Consider the following 16,023-nt stretch of genomic DNA (forward strand, 5'->3'; position numbering starts at 1 on the left):
AGGGTGACCTTCGGGTGTTGCATGGCATGCGCAGCTTCGGAACATGGGTCTTTGCGGAGCCTCAGGAAAGACCCATGACCCAGGAAATCGGCGGCTTTGCCGCACTCGGTATTCACTCCGCCGTACTGGCTGCCATCAGCGCAGTCGGCTACGAAGAACCATCCCCCATTCAGGCCCAGGCGATCCCGGTGATCCTCGGCGGCCACGACATGATCGGCCAGGCGCAGACCGGTACCGGTAAGACCGCGGCCTTCGCGCTGCCGATCCTGTCGAAGATCGACCCGGCCCGGCGCGAGCCGCAGGCGCTGATCCTTGCGCCGACCCGCGAGCTGGCCCTGCAGGTCGCCACCGCGTTCGAAACCTATTCCAAGCAGATGCCCGGCGTTGGCGTCGTCGCCATCTATGGTGGCGCACCGATGGGCCCGCAGCTCAAGGCCATCCGCCAGGGCGCGCAGATCATCGTCGCGACCCCCGGCCGCCTGGTCGACCACCTGAGCCGCAACAGCGCACTGCTGTCGACCATCCAGTTCCTGGTACTCGACGAAGCCGACGAGATGCTCAAGCTGGGCTTCATGGACGATCTGGAAGTGATCTTCGAAGCCATGCCGGAAAGCCGTCAGAGCGTGCTGTTCTCCGCCACGCTGCCGCACTCGATCCGCGCCATCGCCGAGAAGCACCTGCGCGAGCCGCAGCACATCAAGATCGCCGCCAAGACTCAGACCGTGGCGCGCATCGAGCAGGCACACCTGATGGTCCATGCCGACCAGAAGATCCCCGCCGTGCTGCGCCTGCTGGAAGTCGAGGATTTCGACGCGCTGATCGCCTTCGTGCGTACCAAGCAGGCCACCCTGGATCTGGCCGCCGCGCTGGAAGCCAAGGGCTACAAGGCTGCCGCACTGAATGGTGACATCGCCCAGAACCAGCGCGAGCGCGTCATCGAATCGCTCAAGGACGGCCGTCTGGACATCGTAGTGGCCACCGACGTCGCCGCCCGCGGCCTGGACGTGGCGCGCATCACTCACGTGTTCAACGTGGACATGCCCTACGACCCGGAGTCCTACGTGCACCGCATCGGTCGTACCGGCCGCGCCGGTCGCGAAGGCCGTGCGCTGCTGCTGGTCACCCCGCGCGAGCGCCGCATGCTGCAGGTCATCGAGCGCGTGACCAACCAGAAGGTCGCCGAAGTGCGCCTGCCCAACGCCCAGCAGGTGCTGGATGCACGTATCAAGAAACTCACCAACTGCCTCGCGCCGCTGGTGGCCGATGCCGAAGCCAGCCATGGCGAGCTGCTCGACAAGCTGATTGCCGATATCGGCTGCAGCCCACGTGCTTTGGCCGCTGCGCTGCTGCGCAAGGCTGCCAACGGTCAGGCGCTTACTCTGGCCGAAGTGGAAAAGGAACAGCCGCTGGTACCAACCAGTGGTCCGCGTGAGCGTTCCGATCGTCCAGAGCGCAGCGGTGATCGCGAGCGCCGTGCGCCGATGCCGCTGGCCGAAGGCCGCGCCCGCTGCCGTACCCCGCTGGGTGCTCGCGACGGCATTGCCGCGCGTAACCTGCTCGGTGCCATCCTCAACGAAGGCGGCCTGGCCCGCGAAGCCATCGGTCGCATCCAGGTGCGCGACAGCTTCAGCCTCGTCGAACTGCCCGAAGAAGGCCTCGAGCGCCTGCTGGGCAAACTCAAGGACACCCGTGTCGGCGGCAAGCAGTTGAAGCTGCGTCGCTATCGCGAGGACTGAGGGTTACATAGCAAAGAAAAAGGCGAGCTGATCAGCTCGCCTTTTTTGTATCTGCCAGAACCCCAGGACCCGACAGATCCCACATCCCGTAGGAGCCAGCTTGCTGGCGATCCCGCCCCTGACGTAGGGTGGATGGCCGAAGCCATCCACGCGGGGCGGAGGGTTGCCTTCCTGCCCCGCGTGGAAAATCGCGTCGCGAGTTTTCCACCCTACAAGCTGGATCGCGAGCAAGCTCGCTCCTACAGGTCGGGTGCAGCTGACTGACCGCACAAAACCATCAGAAAAAGAACCGCAAACTTTTTCCGCCAGCGGCGCCTCCCCTAATCACATCCTTGACCTTTCAGTCAATCATTCTGGCCTAATAAAAAAGCACACAGGCTGTTCAAACTCTGAACAACGTGCTACAAACAGGCGCAAGTCAAATGATCTAGGCGCTTGAAAACGAAGGGAAAACCATGACCAAGTCGGAGTTGATCGAGCGAATCGTCACTCAACAAGGGCTGCTGTCCTCCAAGGATGTGGAGCTGGCCATCAAGACCATGCTCGAGCAGATGGCTCAGGCATTGGCTACCGGAGATCGCATCGAGATTCGCGGCTTCGGCAGTTTTTCCCTTCACTACCGCGCCCCTCGCATCGGCCGTAACCCCAAGACCGGCCAATCCGTTCCGCTCGATGGCAAGTTCGTCCCGCACTTCAAGCCGGGGAAGGAGCTGCGGGATAGGGTCAATGAGGAAGAGTAGCGTGCAGGTGTCTGCGACTTGCTAAAAGCGCGCCCTTAAAAGTTGTCATAAATCATCAATCCCGCGGAACTTTTCGGCCGCAACAGGTACAAATCCCGGTTCGCTCGCTCTGCTTTGAAGCGTATCCAGAACAAGGAATCGGGAATGGTCGTGCCTCAGCAATCCAACACAACTGACGAGATAGATCTGGTCGAGCTGTTTCGTGCGCTTTGGCGGCAGAAGCTGCTCATCATTGGCGTCACGCTCATCGCCGCGGTTATAGCCGCTGCCTACGCTTTTTTAGCAACGCCTTACTATGAAACCCGAACCTACCTGCGGCCCGTTCCGAAGAGTAACCTCGATCAGCTCAATGAAACGGGCATCTACAAGCTGACCCCCGAAGAAGCGATCAACCGGGTAGCGGGTGGCCTTTCGTCCTATGACAACCGTCTGGACTTCTTCCTGAACAATCAGGAGCTTTTTCAAAATATCCCCAAGCGGGGCGACTCGCTCGAACAGACCTTCGCGGCCTTCAACGAGACGGCGTTCGAGATGCTTCATCCCGATCCCAAGAAGACGGATAACCGCAGCGCGTTCGTCGGCCTCAAGCTCACCTATCCCAAGGGCATGGACGGTGCGTCCGTGGTGAATGACTTCGTTTCCTATGTGGTGGAACTGGAGCGCCAAGAGATTGCCGATGATCTCGAAAGCCTGATCAATAACCGCCTGTCCAGCCTGGACATGAAGATGGAAGCGCAGCGCGCAAACTACAACGCCTCCAAAGAAGCGAAGATTGCAGCGCTTCTCGAGGAGAGTGCGCTCAACCGGGCCCGGCTGCAGGACGAACTCGCCGCTTTGCGCGAGGAGCTTAAAACGCGCCGCACCCATCGCATCCAGAAACTCAATGAGGCGATTGCCATTGCCGAATCGCTTGGGATTCGTACTCCGACCACGCCGTCGGCCATGACGCAATCCACACGCAGCGGCACGCAGGTCATTCGCACCGAAGTGACCAACCAGGAGATACCCCTGTATTTCATGGGCACCGAAGCACTGGCGGCAGAGCGTGATGCCCTCGCTAACCGAGAATCGGACGATTTCATCGAGCCGCGTATTGCCGAAATCCAGTCCGAACTGGCCATGCTCGAGAATAATCGTGAGGTTGAGATCCTTCAGGAGCGAGATCAGGAAGACCTGTACCTGACCGACCTTGCCCAACTGCGTGAGGAAGCTGCACGTCTGAAAGGCATCAAGCTCGATACGGAACGGTTGCGACTGGTCCGGCTGGACCAGCTCGCACTCCAGTCGCTGAATCCCATCAAACCGAAAAAAGCCATGATCATCGCCTTAGGGCTTGTGCTCGGTGGAATGCTCGGTGTGTTCATCGCGCTGGTTCGTAGCTTGATGGTGCGTAGCGGCGAGCGCCATCCATCACTCTGAGCATCTGCCGCAAGCTCTTGGGAAGCACGCCCTCGCGGCGAATGCAGGCCGCAAGGCTTGCAATATCCTCTAATGGTGTCGTCCCGTGCTTTGATCGCTCCCATGCTCCGCGTGGGAGCGCAGCTTGCGATGCTCTGGGTGTCCCGACGCAGAGCGCCCCGGATGGGTTCCCAGCTGGGGCGTGGGAACTATCAGGTCCAGCGGTCTGCAAACAGCTTAAAACACATCGCACCGAGGTGGGGCCCCGCAGCGGCTAGACACCCCGAGGTGCCCAAAATCCTCTCGGCCTTGCAGGTTTTTGCGAGTGGCTAGCGCATTCGTCTGAAGGCGGGTGCGCACAACAGCATGGTTCCAGCTGGAATAACTTGTCTTTTGTGATCTAGGTGGCAAAATTGCATCCGTCACGAAAGAGCGGAACCTTTCCGCTCTCGTGTAGTCCCGCCTTGGCGCAGTAGTTGCGCCCCACTCAAGAAACGGAATTCGACGTGAACGCTGTGGCCTCTCCGCAAAATCTAAGCCCAGTTGCCAGTGATGAGATTGACCTGATTCAACTCATCAGCGCGCTATGGAAGCAAAAAGTACTCATCATCGCGGTCACTGCTCTGGCTGGAGCAGTCGGGCTGCTCTATGCGCTGGTCGCAACACCCTATTACAGCGTCCAGAGCGTGCTGCGGCCAGCGGCGATCAAGGATCTCGACGAGCTTAACCACCTGGGTATCTACGAGCTGTCGCCTAAACAGGCGTTGGCCCAGGTCGGAGCAGCACTCGATTCCTACGATAACCGGCTCGGCTTCTTTCGTGATAATCAGCAGCTGTTCGCTGACTTGGCCCAGCCCGGTCGCAGCCTCGAACAAACCTTTGAGTCTTTCAATGATGAGGCTTTCAAACTGCTGCAGCCCGACCCCAAGAAGGCTGAAGGCACCACGCCTTTTGTCGGTATCCAACTGACCTACCCGGAGAACATCAACGGCGTCGAGGTCGTGAACGGTTTCGTGCAGTACTCGCTGAACAATGTGCGTCAACAGATTGCGGCCGACCTCGAGACGCTCATCGGTAATCGCCTCAATCAACTGGAAACGCGGATGGATGCGGCACGCGCCAACTACGAGGCCAGCAAGGAAATCAAAATCGCCAAGCTGAGTGAGGCGGATGCACTCAAGCGCGCCCAGCTCAACGACGAGCTCGCAGCGCTGCGCCAGCAATTGAAGACTCGCCGCGATAACCGCATCAATCAGCTCAATGAAGCGATTCGCATCGCCACCTCGCTGGGCATCACCAAACCCACGACGCCGTCTTCGCTCGGCGCGGCCCAGATCACCAGCCAGGGCAGCGTGATCCGCACCGAAGTCAACAATCAGCAGATCCCGCTTTACTTCATGGGCAGCGAAGCGCTGGAGGCCGAGCGCAAAGCGCTCCTGGCGCGCCGCTCCGACGATTTCACCGAGCCCCGCATCGCTGAAATCGCCCGTGAACTCAAGTTGCTCGAGCACAACCGCCAGATCGAAGCGCTCAACAGTCGCGAGAATGAAGACCTGTTCCTGAAGGATCTTGCCGGTTGGCGTGAAGAGGCTGCACGGCTACGTGCGATGCAGTTGGATACCGATTCGCTCAAACTCGTCTCCATTGACCAGAGCGCCGTAGAGCCAAGCAGCCCGATCAAGCCCAGGAAGGCCCTGATCGTCGCGCTCGCTCTAGTGCTCGGCGGCATGTTCGGCTTGTTCATCGCGCTGATGCGTAATCTGCACCGGCCCGCACCGGCAATCTAACCATCCATCCCTCGGTACGCCGCTGGCACCTCAGCGGTGCCGAAACCCGATAGAATCTCCTTTTTAATTTTCAGCCGACTCGTGAACAGGGTGCCGCGAGTCGTTGGCACATCGTTAAAGGAATAACCATGGGCTATCCTCAAATCGAACATCACGGCGCCAAGGACGGCGTGACCGGTTCCTGTCACCAGCTCGACATGAATGCTACGACCAGTCTTCTAGTCGACTGCGGGCTGTTTCAAGGTGACGACGCTTCCATTCCGAGCGGCGAGGGCGGTAGCCGTCTACCGATCGACTTTCCGCTGGATACCATCAAGGCGCTGGTGGTCACCCATGTACACATCGACCATGTCGGGCGTATTCCCTATCTGTTGGCGGCAGGCTTCGAAGGGCCGATTCTTTGCAGCGAAGCCTCGGCAAAACTCCTGCCCATCGTTCTTGAAGATGCCTTCAAGCTGAGCTTCAGCTGCGACCAGCAGCGTATCGAGCGCTACATCGATCTGGTGGAAAGCCGCCTCGTCGCTCTGCCTTATCAGCATTGGTTCACGCTGGTAGATACCGACGAACTGAACGCGCGTATCCGCCTGCAACGTGCCGGCCATATCATTGGTTCCGCCTATGTGGAAATCGATCTGAATTATCCTCAGGCAGGGGAGAGCAAGCGGATAGTGTTTTCCGGCGATCTGGGCGCACCCCATGCGCCATTTCTGATGCCACCGCAACCGCCCGAACGTGCGGATATCCTGGTGCTGGAAAGTACCTATGGCGACCGTCTTCACGAAGACCGGCAAACCCGCCGCCAGCGCCTAGAAGCAGTCATCGAACAAGCGTTGCAGGACCAGGGCACAGTCCTTATCCCGGCCTTCAGCATCGGCCGCACCCAGGAACTGCTCTACGAACTGGAAGAAATCATCCATACGCGCTCTGTAGGCGCGAGCTCACTCGCAAATATGCTCCCTTCCGAGACCGTACCCGCTTCTGTAGGAGCGAGCTCGCCCGCGAACAGCAACACCGACCGTCCCCCTCTCCCCACCGAGACGAGGGTCACTCTCCCCACCGAGGAGAGGGCCGTCCCAATTCTCCCTCTCCCCTCTGGGGAGAGGGCTGGGGTGAGGGGAAGGGAAACTATGCCAGAGAACGAGATTACTGCCGAAAGCGCCGAGGTGAGAGGAGAAGCGGCAGGCGACACGCCCGAAACCAACTGGCCCGAACTCCCCATCATCCTCGACTCACCCTTGGCCAGCCGCTTCACTGCAGCCTACCGTGAGCTGAAACCCTTCTGGAACCAGGAAGCCCGCGACAGAGTCCAATCCGGGCGCCGCCCGCTGGCCTTTGAACAACTCATTACACTAGACAGCCACAGCGACCACCAACGAATAGTGAACCACCTGACTCAAACTGCACGCCCCGCCATCGTGATTGCCGGTGGTGGCATGTGCTCGGGTGGCCGCATCGTCAATTACCTGAAAGCCATGCTGGGCGACAAAAGGCACAACGTCCTTTTCGTTGGCTACCAGGCCAAAGGCACGCCAGGGCACGCCATCCAGACCTACGGTCCGAAAGGCGGCTATGTAAACCTGGATGGTGAACGCTTCGATATTCGTGCTGGCATTAGCAGCATCGGTGGCTACTCTGCCCATGCGGATCAGAACGGGTTGGTGGATTTTGTGACTGGGATGCAGCAGTGGCCGACTGAGATTAGGGTGGTGCATGGTGAGCAACGGGCCAAGGAGGCGTTGGCTGAAACATTGAAGGCTCGCTATATCGATGACAATAAGGATGTGGAGCTACGACTATGAGCGTGCCGGCCCTTACTCAGCCTTGTTTCGTGTGTAGGATGGACAGTAATAAAAGGATCTCTGGTAAATGAAAATTCTCGTAACCGGTGGAGCCGGTTTCATCGGTTCGGCAGTGATTCGTCACATCATCGGCAGCACGACTGATTCTGCAGTCAATCTCGACAAACTGACCTATGCCGGCAACCTCGAATCCCTGGCTGAAGTCAGCGACAGCGAGCGCTACGCCTTCGAGCATGTTGATATTTGCAACCGTGCCGAACTGGATCGTGTTTTCAGCGAACACCAGCCAGACGCAGTGATGCATCTGGCTGCCGAGTCCCATGTCGATCGTTCAATCACCGGGCCGGCTGCATTCATCGAAACCAACATCGTCGGCACCTATACCTTGCTTGAAGCGGCTCGCCATTATTGGCAAGGCCTGGACGATACGCGCAAGGCAGCTTTCCGCTTCCATCACATCTCCACCGACGAGGTGTATGGCGATCTGGAAAATCCGGAAGAGCTCTTCACCGAAACGACGCCTTACGCACCCAGCTCTCCTTATTCAGCAAGCAAGGCCAGCTCTGACCACCTAGTTCGGGCATGGCAGCGCACCTATGGCCTGCCCGTGCTGGTCACCAATTGCTCCAACAACTATGGCCCTTACCATTTTCCCGAGAAGCTTATCCCGCTGATCATCCTCAACGCCTTGGAGGGCAAGCCGCTGCCTATCTACGGCAAAGGCGATCAGATTCGTGATTGGCTGTACGTCGAAGACCACGCTCGTGCCCTGTACAAGGTGCTGACCGAATGCCAGATAGGCGAGACCTACAACATCGGCGGCCATAACGAAAAACAGAACATCGAAGTCGTCCATACCCTTTGCGACATCCTCGACGAGCTCAGCCCAGCCACAGCGGGCATGGATGGCACTTTACCTGTAGGAGCGGACTTGTCCGCGATCAGTTCTTACAGGCAGCTCATCACTTATGTCCAAGACCGCCCCGGCCATGACCTGCGCTACGCCATCGACGCCAGCAAGATCCAGCGCGAATTGGGCTGGACGCCTGTGGAGACATTCGAGACCGGCATCCGCAAAACAGTTGAGTGGTATCTGAATAACCTTGAGTGGTGCCGCCGCGTGCAGGATGGCAGTTATCAACGCGAACGCCTCGGCACCATTGCTTAAGGAAGTAACTTCATGAAAGGTATCGTTCTAGCCGGTGGCTCTGGCACACGGCTTTATCCCATCACCAAGGGCATATCCAAGCAGTTGTTGCCGATCTACGACAAGCCCATGATCTATTACCCTCTGTCTGTGCTGATGCTGGCGGGTATCCGCGACATTCTCCTGATCAGCACTCCGGACGATATTGGTAGTTTTCAGCGTTTGCTCGGGGACGGCAGCGATTTTGGTATTAGGCTCAGCTACGCAGTACAACCAAGCCCCGATGGTCTCGCGCAAGCCTTTATCATTGGTGAAGAGTTTATTGGCGACGATTCAGTGTGCCTCGTACTAGGCGACAATATCTTCTACGGCCAAGGCTTTAGTCCCATGCTGCATACAGCTGCGACCAGAAAGCGGGGTGCAACTGTATTTGGCTATCAAGTCAAAGACCCCGAGCGCTTTGGGGTTGTCGAGTTTGATGAAAACAAACGCGCTGTCACCATTGAAGAAAAACCGCTAAAGCCAAAATCAAACTATGCGGTAACTGGCCTTTACTTTTACGACAACGATGTCGTGGAAATGGCCAAGCAAGTTAAACCTTCGGACCGTGGCGAGCTGGAAATTACTAGCATCAACCAAGCTTACCTGAAGCGCGGCAGTCTGAATGTAGAGCTATTAGGGCGAGGCTTCGCCTGGCTCGATACGGGTACCCATGAAAGCCTACTGGAAGCTGCCCACTTTGTTGAGACTATCGAAAAACGTCAGGGTTACAAGATTGCTTGCTTGGAAGAGATCGCATTCCTGAATAATTGGCTAAATGCCGATGATTTGCAACGTCTTGGGAGATCGCTTAGCAAGAATGGGTATGGGCAGTATCTGCTCTCCCTTGTTGGTTAATGCTTGGTTGAGTAGTTTAACTCTAGAAATGTTTTTTACCAGGAAATGATATGGCCTATTATTCAAAAGAGAAACTTGCGGCAATGGGCTTCAAACGTTTGGGAGAAAATGTAAAAATTAGCGATAAGGCTAGTATTTATAACTGTGATCAGATTGAAATTGGTAATAACTCACGTATTGATGATTTTTGCGTAGTGTCCGGAGCTGTCAATATTGGCGCGTTTTGCCATATAACTCCGATGTGTCTAATAGCCGGTGGTTTGCCGGGGATTACTTTTGACGATTTTAGCACTCTAGCATACGGTGTTAAAGTGTTCGCACAGAGTGATGACTATTCTGGCGAAAGTATGGCAAATTCCCTTGTTCCAAGGGAATATAAAAATGAAATTTTTAAAGCTGTTACCATTGGTCGTCACGTTATAGTCGGAGCTGGCGCTATAATATTTCCTGGCGTGCATGTTGCGGTTGGATGCTCAGTTGGATCTATGGCGTTGCTGAATAAAAGCACCCAGCCCTGGGGAGTTTATGTAGGAAATCCCGCTCGTCGTATAAAAGAACGCAAGAAAAATTTGCTTGAATTAGAAAGAAAGTTTTTGGAAGAGATTAAAAATGATTCCTTTTAATAAGCCGCCGTATACGGGGAATGAAGTCCAGCACGTACTGGCCGCGATGCGCAGTGAGAAAATCTCTGGTGATGGTGTGTACGGTAAGCTATGCCAAACTTGGTTTGAAAAACGGCTGGGTTGCAGAAAGGCATTGCTTACACCTTCCTGTACACATGCATTGGAAATGGCGGCTCTGCTGATTGATGTTAAGCCGGGTGATGAGGTCATCATGCCAAGCTATACATTTGTCAGCACCGCAAATGCATTCGTTCTCCGGGGAGCTAGAATCGTATTTGTAGACATCCGACCAGATACGATGAATATAGATGAAAAGCTAATTGAGGCGGCGATTACAGATAAGACAAAAGCAATCGTACCGGTGCATTACGCAGGTGTAGCCTGTGAAATGGATACGATCATGGCAATTGCAGAGCGGAATGGTCTTTTTGTGATAGAGGATGCTGCTCAAGGAATGATGTCTACTTACAAGGGTCGCCAGTTGGGCTCGATTGGCCATATGGCCGCGTACAGCTTTCATGAAACCAAAAACTATACCAGCGGCGGCGAGGGTGGGCTGCTTATCATCAACGATGAGCAGTTCGTAAAAAGAGCAGAAGTAATTCGAGAGAAGGGCACTAATCGAAGCCAATTCTTCCGAGGGGTAGTGGATAAATATACCTGGGTTGATGTAGGGAGTAGTTACTTGCCTTCGGAGTTGCAGTCGGCATTTTTGTACGGACAGCTCGAAAAAGCTGAAGAAATCAATATAGCCAGGCTGGCTTCTTGGGAAAAATACAATGAGGCTTTTCTAGCGTTGAGGGATGCTGGTCTTGTCGAGTTGCCTACTATAGCAACCGACTGCCAGCATAATGCACACATGTTCTACCTTAAGTTCAAAGATCTTGAAATGAGAAGTCGAGTCATAACGGCTCTGAAAGAATGTCAAATTCTGGCAGTTTTTCATTACATACCTCTCCATAGTTCCCCGGCAGGTACCACTTTTGGCCGATTTTCTGGAAAGGACCGCTATACGACTTCGGAAAGCGAACGCTTGCTACGGTTGCCCATGTGGTTTGGAATTGAGGAAAGCACTATTAAAAAGATCGTGAGTGTTGTCTCAACTGCGATCGTTGGAATTGGCTCCTTAAATTGAATTCAGCTTATAGTGTATTGCTGACGGTGTTTGCACACCTTTCCAAACTATTGGTAGGGTTTCTGCTCCTAAAACTAGTGTCTTTTTACCTAGGGGCGGAAGGTTTGGGAAGGCTCGGACATTTCATGAGCCTTCTCACCATACTTAGTATTTTGGCTGGGGGGGGCATCCTTAATGGCGTAATTAAGTATGCTGCAGAATATCGGAATCAACCATTTAAGCTCGTTGGCTTTGTCTCATCTGCTGCGAGCTACTCCCTTATCTTTTCCTTACTCCTTTTTGTGCTGGGAGTCATTTTTTCCCAGCCTATAGCAGGTGTTATTTTCGGAGACGCACAGCTCTACCCATATATCATCGTGCTGGCGCTGGCACAGGTGGGTTTTTCCTTTACCAATCTCATAATTGGGGTCTGCAATGGCGTAGGGCAAAATCATATTTATGCAAAAATACAAATTATCGGTAGCCTGTTAGCACTTCCTCTGTGCTGGGCGTTGGTTGCGAACGGGGGGTTGAAGGGAGCAATTGTTGGATTGGTTTGCAGTTTACTAGCAACAGTTTTTCCAGCTTTTTTTTATAGTTTTAAAACAAAATTAAGCCGATTAGTTCGCCTGTCAGTTCGGGGTGATCATGATTTTAGAAAACTATTCCGTTATACCTTAATGCTTTTGGCGAGCGCAATTGCTTTTCCATTGGTTGAAATCCTTGTCAGACAGCATTTGATTGTTATGAGTGGGTATCAAGAGGCTGGAGTTTGGCAGGCGGCAACTAGATTGTCCTCTGCTTACACAGGGCTTTTCTCCGTTGCTCTGGCTTATTGGTTTGTGCCAATTATATCCGCAGAAAAAAATTGGCTAAAAATACACTATAAGACTATGCGCATTTTGTTTTTCGTTATGGCTGTATTTGCGTCTGGTGCTGTTGTTTTTTATTGGTGGAGAAGTTTTTTTATAGTCCTTTTACTTTCTCATGATTTCAATGGTCTTTTGAATATAATACATTTTCAACTTCTCGGTGATTTTTTTAAAATAGGCTCGTACGTAATTGGTTTCGTTGCTGTCGCTAAAGCGGCGGCAAAGCTATATATATTTGCGGAGCTTGCGCAAAGCCTACTTTTTGTTTTCTTTGCTGTGTGTTTGGAGCGTAATTATTTTGGAGCTCAAGGGGTTATGATGGGCTATGCAGTTACTTACTTTATATATTTTATGGCATGCCTTGTTGTTTTTCTTGTTTGCTCAAGGCGCTTTTGTAAGCGGGGAGTAATTGATTAACATGCTGATAATAGCTAATACTTTAGAATTCAATGGTGGTTCTACATTTATTTTACGCTTTTCCCGAGAAAGCTTGAATAAAGGAGAAAGGCTGGGGGTTTTAGTCCTTACAAATAAACCAGAAGTAAAATTGTTGCATGAGATCGAGAGGTATGCGGATGTATATTTTCTTAGTGATTTTATGAATCCTGTTTTTCAGTATTTTGATAAGACACCGTTGGTTGGTTTTTTGCCATTTAATATTTCAGCTCTTGCAGGTATTTTTAATAAGCATGGAAATAAAGCCCATGTAATGGCGGTTTTTGGTCTTTTATGGTTATGTCGGTTTGTTAAATTGACCGGTCGAAGTGTCCAAGTTTCTGTAGGTGTTTATCATCAAAATGAATTTATGTTTTCTGGAGCTGAGTATTATTTTGCGAAAGAGGGGCAGCGGCTATTTAAGCAACTTGGGCAGGATGGAGCTGTGTTTTATAATGAAGCAAATATAGAGGCTTATACACGTTTTTTTAACTTGGATTTTTCTCGAGCATCTCTTGTGCCTATTGGTATTGAGCTTCCTTCATTTATGGGTAAATTTACTTTAGGTGATGCAGGTGCCCGAAGAATTGTTTCAATAGGTAATCTTTTAAATTTTAAATCTTATAATTCGCATATTATTAACTGTATGCCTCTATTGCTTTCGATTGACCCTGCATTTCGCTATGAAATATATGGGGAAGGGCCATATGACACGGAACTTCGTGAGCTTGCTGCAAAACGAGGTGTGACTGAGGTGGTTGAATTTAGGGGGCGAATTCCATACTCTCAATTTTCGTCTGTTCTAGAAGGGGCTTTTTTATTTGTTGGGAGCGGTACGGCCATTATCGAAGCTGCTGCTGTAGGAGTTCCAGCCCTGATAGGGATTGAGTCTACTAAAGAGGCTATCACATATGGCTTTTTAAGTGATATTGAGGGTTTTTCATATAATGAACTGGAGGACGGAAGGCCACTCTTTGAAATGGCGGATAAAATAAAAGAGATACTTTTGGATGAGGCTGTTTGGAACACGGTTGCAGCTTCATGCAAAAATAAAGCAAAAACGTTTTCTATTACTAATACTGTGGATGGCTTTAGAAGTCATGCCTCGCGCCTCCCTTTAATGGATAGAGATGTAGTAGCAGAATATTCAAACCTCCACGCTTCTATATCTCTGTTTTTTTGTTCCGTTATGCATAAGCTTGGTGTTAATCGCGTTTTTGCTGATAGACGGAATCAAGGAACTATACGTTGATCGCGTATGTTGAGTTGTTGATATTGGCGCCGGCTTTAATGTCTCGCTGTAGTGGTTGGAGTGTTGTGCTTGTTTCTATTGCATTTGTGAAATATATTTGTAGTGATGATTTTTTCGCTTTTCTTCGTGTGTTTGGATTGTATGAATCATTGCGAGGCGCTTTTTAATGGTATTAAGTTTATTTGCGCTTCATAAAAATACAAAAAACTATCTCGCTGCTTTTTTTATTTCTGGCTTATTTTTTTTGGGTAGTATTCTTATTTTTCCCTTTTTTTATGGGGGGGATCAGATAGCGTATCGCGGGTTTTATGATGAGGTTGTCGGGCTTAATCTATTAGAGGCTTTTTATTTTTATAGGGAAAAGCTTGGTACCTTTGAGCCTGTATATTTTTTGTTTGTTTATTTTTGTTCAATGTTTTTTGATAAGAATATAATTTTATCGTTGGTTAATTTTTTTCTTGTTTATTTCGTTGTTCTTTGGATGCTCAGGGTTAAGGTAAATCCTTGTATATATTTGCTGCTTTTCCCTAACTTCTATTTGATGGTGCTTTTTTTTTCTGCTGAGCGCTTGAAGTTTGCTTTAGTTATTTTTTTATTAAGCTTTTTTTTTCGTGGTATTCTTCGGTATTTTTTTCAAGGTATTTCAATTTTTGCTCATGTTCAAGTTGTAATGCTGGTTGTGGCGGAAAGGTCTAGTAGTTTTGCTTTTATTTTAAAGAGGGTGGCAAGGGGGCGGCTTCCTTATAGTTCTTTCGGTTTCTTTGTGCTTTTGTTTTTTTTGTTTATTTTTCTTTTTGTTATGCGGAATCATATACTTGGTAAGTTGCCATACTATTTGGATAATGGTGGGTTTCGCTCTTTGGTTAAGCCTCTTTTATTTATGATGGCTGCGGTTTTTTATGCGAAAGATGAAAAGTTTAAAGCGTTTTTATCAAGTTTCCCCTTGGTTCTCATGTCCTTTTTTGTTGGCGGGGAGCGTATTGTTATTTTTTCTTATTTTGTTTTTATGTATTATGGCCTAAGGTATAATGGCGGTATTAACTTTGCCGTTTTGTTGGCGGGTGCATATTTTTCCTTCCGAGGAATTGATTTTATTTGTCGAGTGCTGAAGTTTGGGGACGGTTTTTATGGGGTTGCTTATGATTCTTAGATTTTCAATTTTTTCTTATAAAGATGGCAGTATGATTTATGTTTGAAGGCAAGAAGCTACTCATAACTGGCGGCACTGGTTCTTTCGGTGATGCTGTGCTCAAGCGTTTTCTCGACACCGACATCGCTGAAATCCGTATCTTTAGCCGCGACGAAAAAAAGCAGGACGACATGCGTAAGCGCTATGCCAGTCCTAAGTTGAAGTTCTATATCGGTGATGTGCGCGATTACCAAAGCGTACTCAACGCGACCCGAGGCGTCGACTATATCTTCCACGCTGCAGCGCTAAAACAAGTGCCGTCTTGCGAGTTTCACCCAATGGAGGCGGTCAAGACGAACGTGATTGGTACTGAGAACTTATTGGAAGCCGCTATCCAGAACGAAGTACAGCGAGTGGTTTGTCTTAGTACCGACAAGGCTGTTTATCCAATCAACGCCATGGGGATTTCCAAGGCGATGATGGAAAAAGTCATGGTGGCCAAGTCGCGAAACGTTGATGAGTCCAAGACGGTAATTTGCGGCACGCGATACGGAAACGTGATGGCTTCGCGCGGTTCGGTAATCCCTTTGTTTATAGAGCAAATTCGTGCCGGCAAGCCGCTGTCGATCACCGACCCGAACATGACCCGCTTTATGATGACGCTGGCCGATGCGGTAGATCTGGTGCTGTATGCCTTTGAGCATGGCAACAATGGCGACATCTTCGTGCAAAAGGCTCCCGCCGCTACAGTGGAGACGCTTGCGCGGGCGTTAACGGACCTGGTAGGTAAGCCAGACCACCCGATCAACGTGATCGGGACGCGTCACGGCGAAAAACTCTACGAAGCTTTGCTCAGCCGCGAGGAAATGGCCTGTGCCGAGGACATGGGTGAGTATTTCCGTGTCCCGCCGGATCTGCGCGATCTCAACTACGCAAAGTATGTTGAACAAGGCGAAACCAGGATATCTCGCAGCGAAGATTACAACTCGCACAATACCGAGCGCCTGGATGTTGAAGGGATGCAGCGGCTGCTGCTGAAGCTGGACTTTATGCGCGCAATCCAGCGTGGTGAGCACGCAACGCCCGAGGAGTAA

General features: G+C 51.6%; 13 protein-coding genes. All 13 read left to right on the top strand.

Annotated elements, in window-relative coordinates; all coding sequences use genetic code 11:
• Positions 1–74: 74 nt before the first annotated feature.
• The 13 genes from EA795_RS12615 (at position 75) to EA795_RS12680 (ending at position 16,023) form a co-directional block, all read left to right on the top strand.
• The gene (locus EA795_RS12615; RefSeq protein WP_122077644.1) at positions 75–1,736 is read left to right on the top strand and encodes a DEAD/DEAH box helicase; all 1,662 of its coding nucleotides are present in this window, start codon (positions 75–77) and stop codon (positions 1,734–1,736) included.
• Between the two features lie 455 nt (positions 1,737–2,191).
• Positions 2,192–2,476: an integration host factor subunit beta gene (gene ihfB, locus EA795_RS12625; RefSeq protein ID WP_014852485.1), complete on the top strand. Its 285-nt coding sequence runs from the start codon at positions 2,192–2,194 to the stop codon at positions 2,474–2,476.
• 144 nt (positions 2,477–2,620) lie between these two features.
• Positions 2,621–3,895 (top strand): Wzz/FepE/Etk N-terminal domain-containing protein, encoded by a 1,275-nt coding sequence (locus EA795_RS12630; RefSeq protein WP_065983846.1) that lies wholly within the window; start codon positions 2,621–2,623, stop codon positions 3,893–3,895.
• 485 nt (positions 3,896–4,380) lie between these two features.
• Positions 4,381–5,661 carry a Wzz/FepE/Etk N-terminal domain-containing protein gene (locus EA795_RS12635; RefSeq protein WP_122077646.1) on the top strand — a complete coding sequence of 427 codons (1,281 nt, stop codon included), beginning with the start codon at positions 4,381–4,383 and terminating at the stop codon, positions 5,659–5,661.
• Positions 5,662–5,789: 128 nt separating this feature from the next.
• Positions 5,790–7,460 carry an MBL fold metallo-hydrolase RNA specificity domain-containing protein gene (locus EA795_RS12640; protein ID WP_122077648.1) on the top strand — a complete coding sequence of 557 codons (1,671 nt, stop codon included), beginning with the start codon at positions 5,790–5,792 and terminating at the stop codon, positions 7,458–7,460.
• A gap of 67 nt (positions 7,461–7,527) precedes the next feature.
• Positions 7,528–8,628, top strand: a complete 1,101-nt coding sequence (rfbB, locus tag EA795_RS12645; RefSeq protein ID WP_122077650.1) for a dTDP-glucose 4,6-dehydratase — start codon at positions 7,528–7,530, stop codon at positions 8,626–8,628.
• Positions 8,629–8,640: 12 nt separating this feature from the next.
• Positions 8,641–9,504, top strand: coding sequence for a glucose-1-phosphate thymidylyltransferase RfbA (rfbA, locus tag EA795_RS12650; protein WP_122077652.1), 864 nt, complete (start codon positions 8,641–8,643; stop codon positions 9,502–9,504).
• Positions 9,505–9,554: 50 nt separating this feature from the next.
• Positions 9,555–10,127: an acyltransferase gene (locus EA795_RS12655; protein WP_122077654.1), complete on the top strand. Its 573-nt coding sequence runs from the start codon at positions 9,555–9,557 to the stop codon at positions 10,125–10,127.
• Complete coding sequence (rffA, locus tag EA795_RS12660) at positions 10,114–11,262, top strand: dTDP-4-amino-4,6-dideoxygalactose transaminase (RefSeq protein WP_122077656.1); 1,149 nt, start codon at positions 10,114–10,116, stop codon at positions 11,260–11,262. Before EA795_RS12655 ends, rffA begins: the two co-directional genes overlap by 14 nt.
• Before the next feature lie 26 nt (positions 11,263–11,288).
• Positions 11,289–12,530, top strand: a complete 1,242-nt coding sequence (locus tag EA795_RS12665) for an O-antigen translocase (protein ID WP_240645018.1) — start codon at positions 11,289–11,291, stop codon at positions 12,528–12,530.
• A 1-nt stretch (position 12,531) separates the two neighbouring features.
• Positions 12,532–13,800: a glycosyltransferase gene (locus EA795_RS12670; RefSeq protein ID WP_122077660.1), complete on the top strand. Its 1,269-nt coding sequence runs from the start codon at positions 12,532–12,534 to the stop codon at positions 13,798–13,800.
• Positions 13,801–13,966: 166 nt separating this feature from the next.
• Positions 13,967–14,950, top strand: a complete 984-nt coding sequence (locus EA795_RS12675) for a hypothetical protein (RefSeq protein ID WP_122077662.1) — start codon at positions 13,967–13,969, stop codon at positions 14,948–14,950.
• A 38-nt stretch (positions 14,951–14,988) separates the two neighbouring features.
• On the top strand, positions 14,989–16,023 hold the full coding sequence (locus tag EA795_RS12680; RefSeq protein WP_122077664.1) for a polysaccharide biosynthesis protein: 1,035 nt from the start codon (positions 14,989–14,991) through the stop codon (positions 16,021–16,023).

The sequence above is a fragment of the Stutzerimonas nitrititolerans genome (genome assembly GCF_003696285.1).
GTDB lineage: Bacteria > Pseudomonadota > Gammaproteobacteria > Pseudomonadales > Pseudomonadaceae > Stutzerimonas > Stutzerimonas nitrititolerans.

What these genes read in the sequence shown, in the direction of transcription:
- EA795_RS12615 (WP_122077644.1), top strand. Translation starts at nt 75, where the DNA reads ATGACCCAGGAAATCGGCGGCTTTGCCGCACTCGGTATTCACTCCGCC.
- ihfB (WP_014852485.1), top strand. Translation starts at nt 2,192, where the DNA reads ATGACCAAGTCGGAGTTGATCGAGCGAATCGTCACTCAACAAGGGCTG.
- EA795_RS12630 (WP_065983846.1), top strand. Translation starts at nt 2,621, where the DNA reads ATGGTCGTGCCTCAGCAATCCAACACAACTGACGAGATAGATCTGGTC.
- EA795_RS12640 (WP_122077648.1), top strand. Translation starts at nt 5,790, where the DNA reads ATGGGCTATCCTCAAATCGAACATCACGGCGCCAAGGACGGCGTGACC.
- rfbB (WP_122077650.1), top strand. Translation starts at nt 7,528, where the DNA reads ATGAAAATTCTCGTAACCGGTGGAGCCGGTTTCATCGGTTCGGCAGTG.
- rfbA (WP_122077652.1), top strand. Translation starts at nt 8,641, where the DNA reads ATGAAAGGTATCGTTCTAGCCGGTGGCTCTGGCACACGGCTTTATCCC.
- EA795_RS12655 (WP_122077654.1), top strand. Translation starts at nt 9,555, where the DNA reads ATGGCCTATTATTCAAAAGAGAAACTTGCGGCAATGGGCTTCAAACGT.
- rffA (WP_122077656.1), top strand. Translation starts at nt 10,114, where the DNA reads ATGATTCCTTTTAATAAGCCGCCGTATACGGGGAATGAAGTCCAGCAC.
- EA795_RS12670 (WP_122077660.1), top strand. Translation starts at nt 12,532, where the DNA reads ATGCTGATAATAGCTAATACTTTAGAATTCAATGGTGGTTCTACATTT.
- EA795_RS12675 (WP_122077662.1), top strand. Translation starts at nt 13,967, where the DNA reads ATGGTATTAAGTTTATTTGCGCTTCATAAAAATACAAAAAACTATCTC.
- EA795_RS12680 (WP_122077664.1), top strand. Translation starts at nt 14,989, where the DNA reads ATGTTTGAAGGCAAGAAGCTACTCATAACTGGCGGCACTGGTTCTTTC.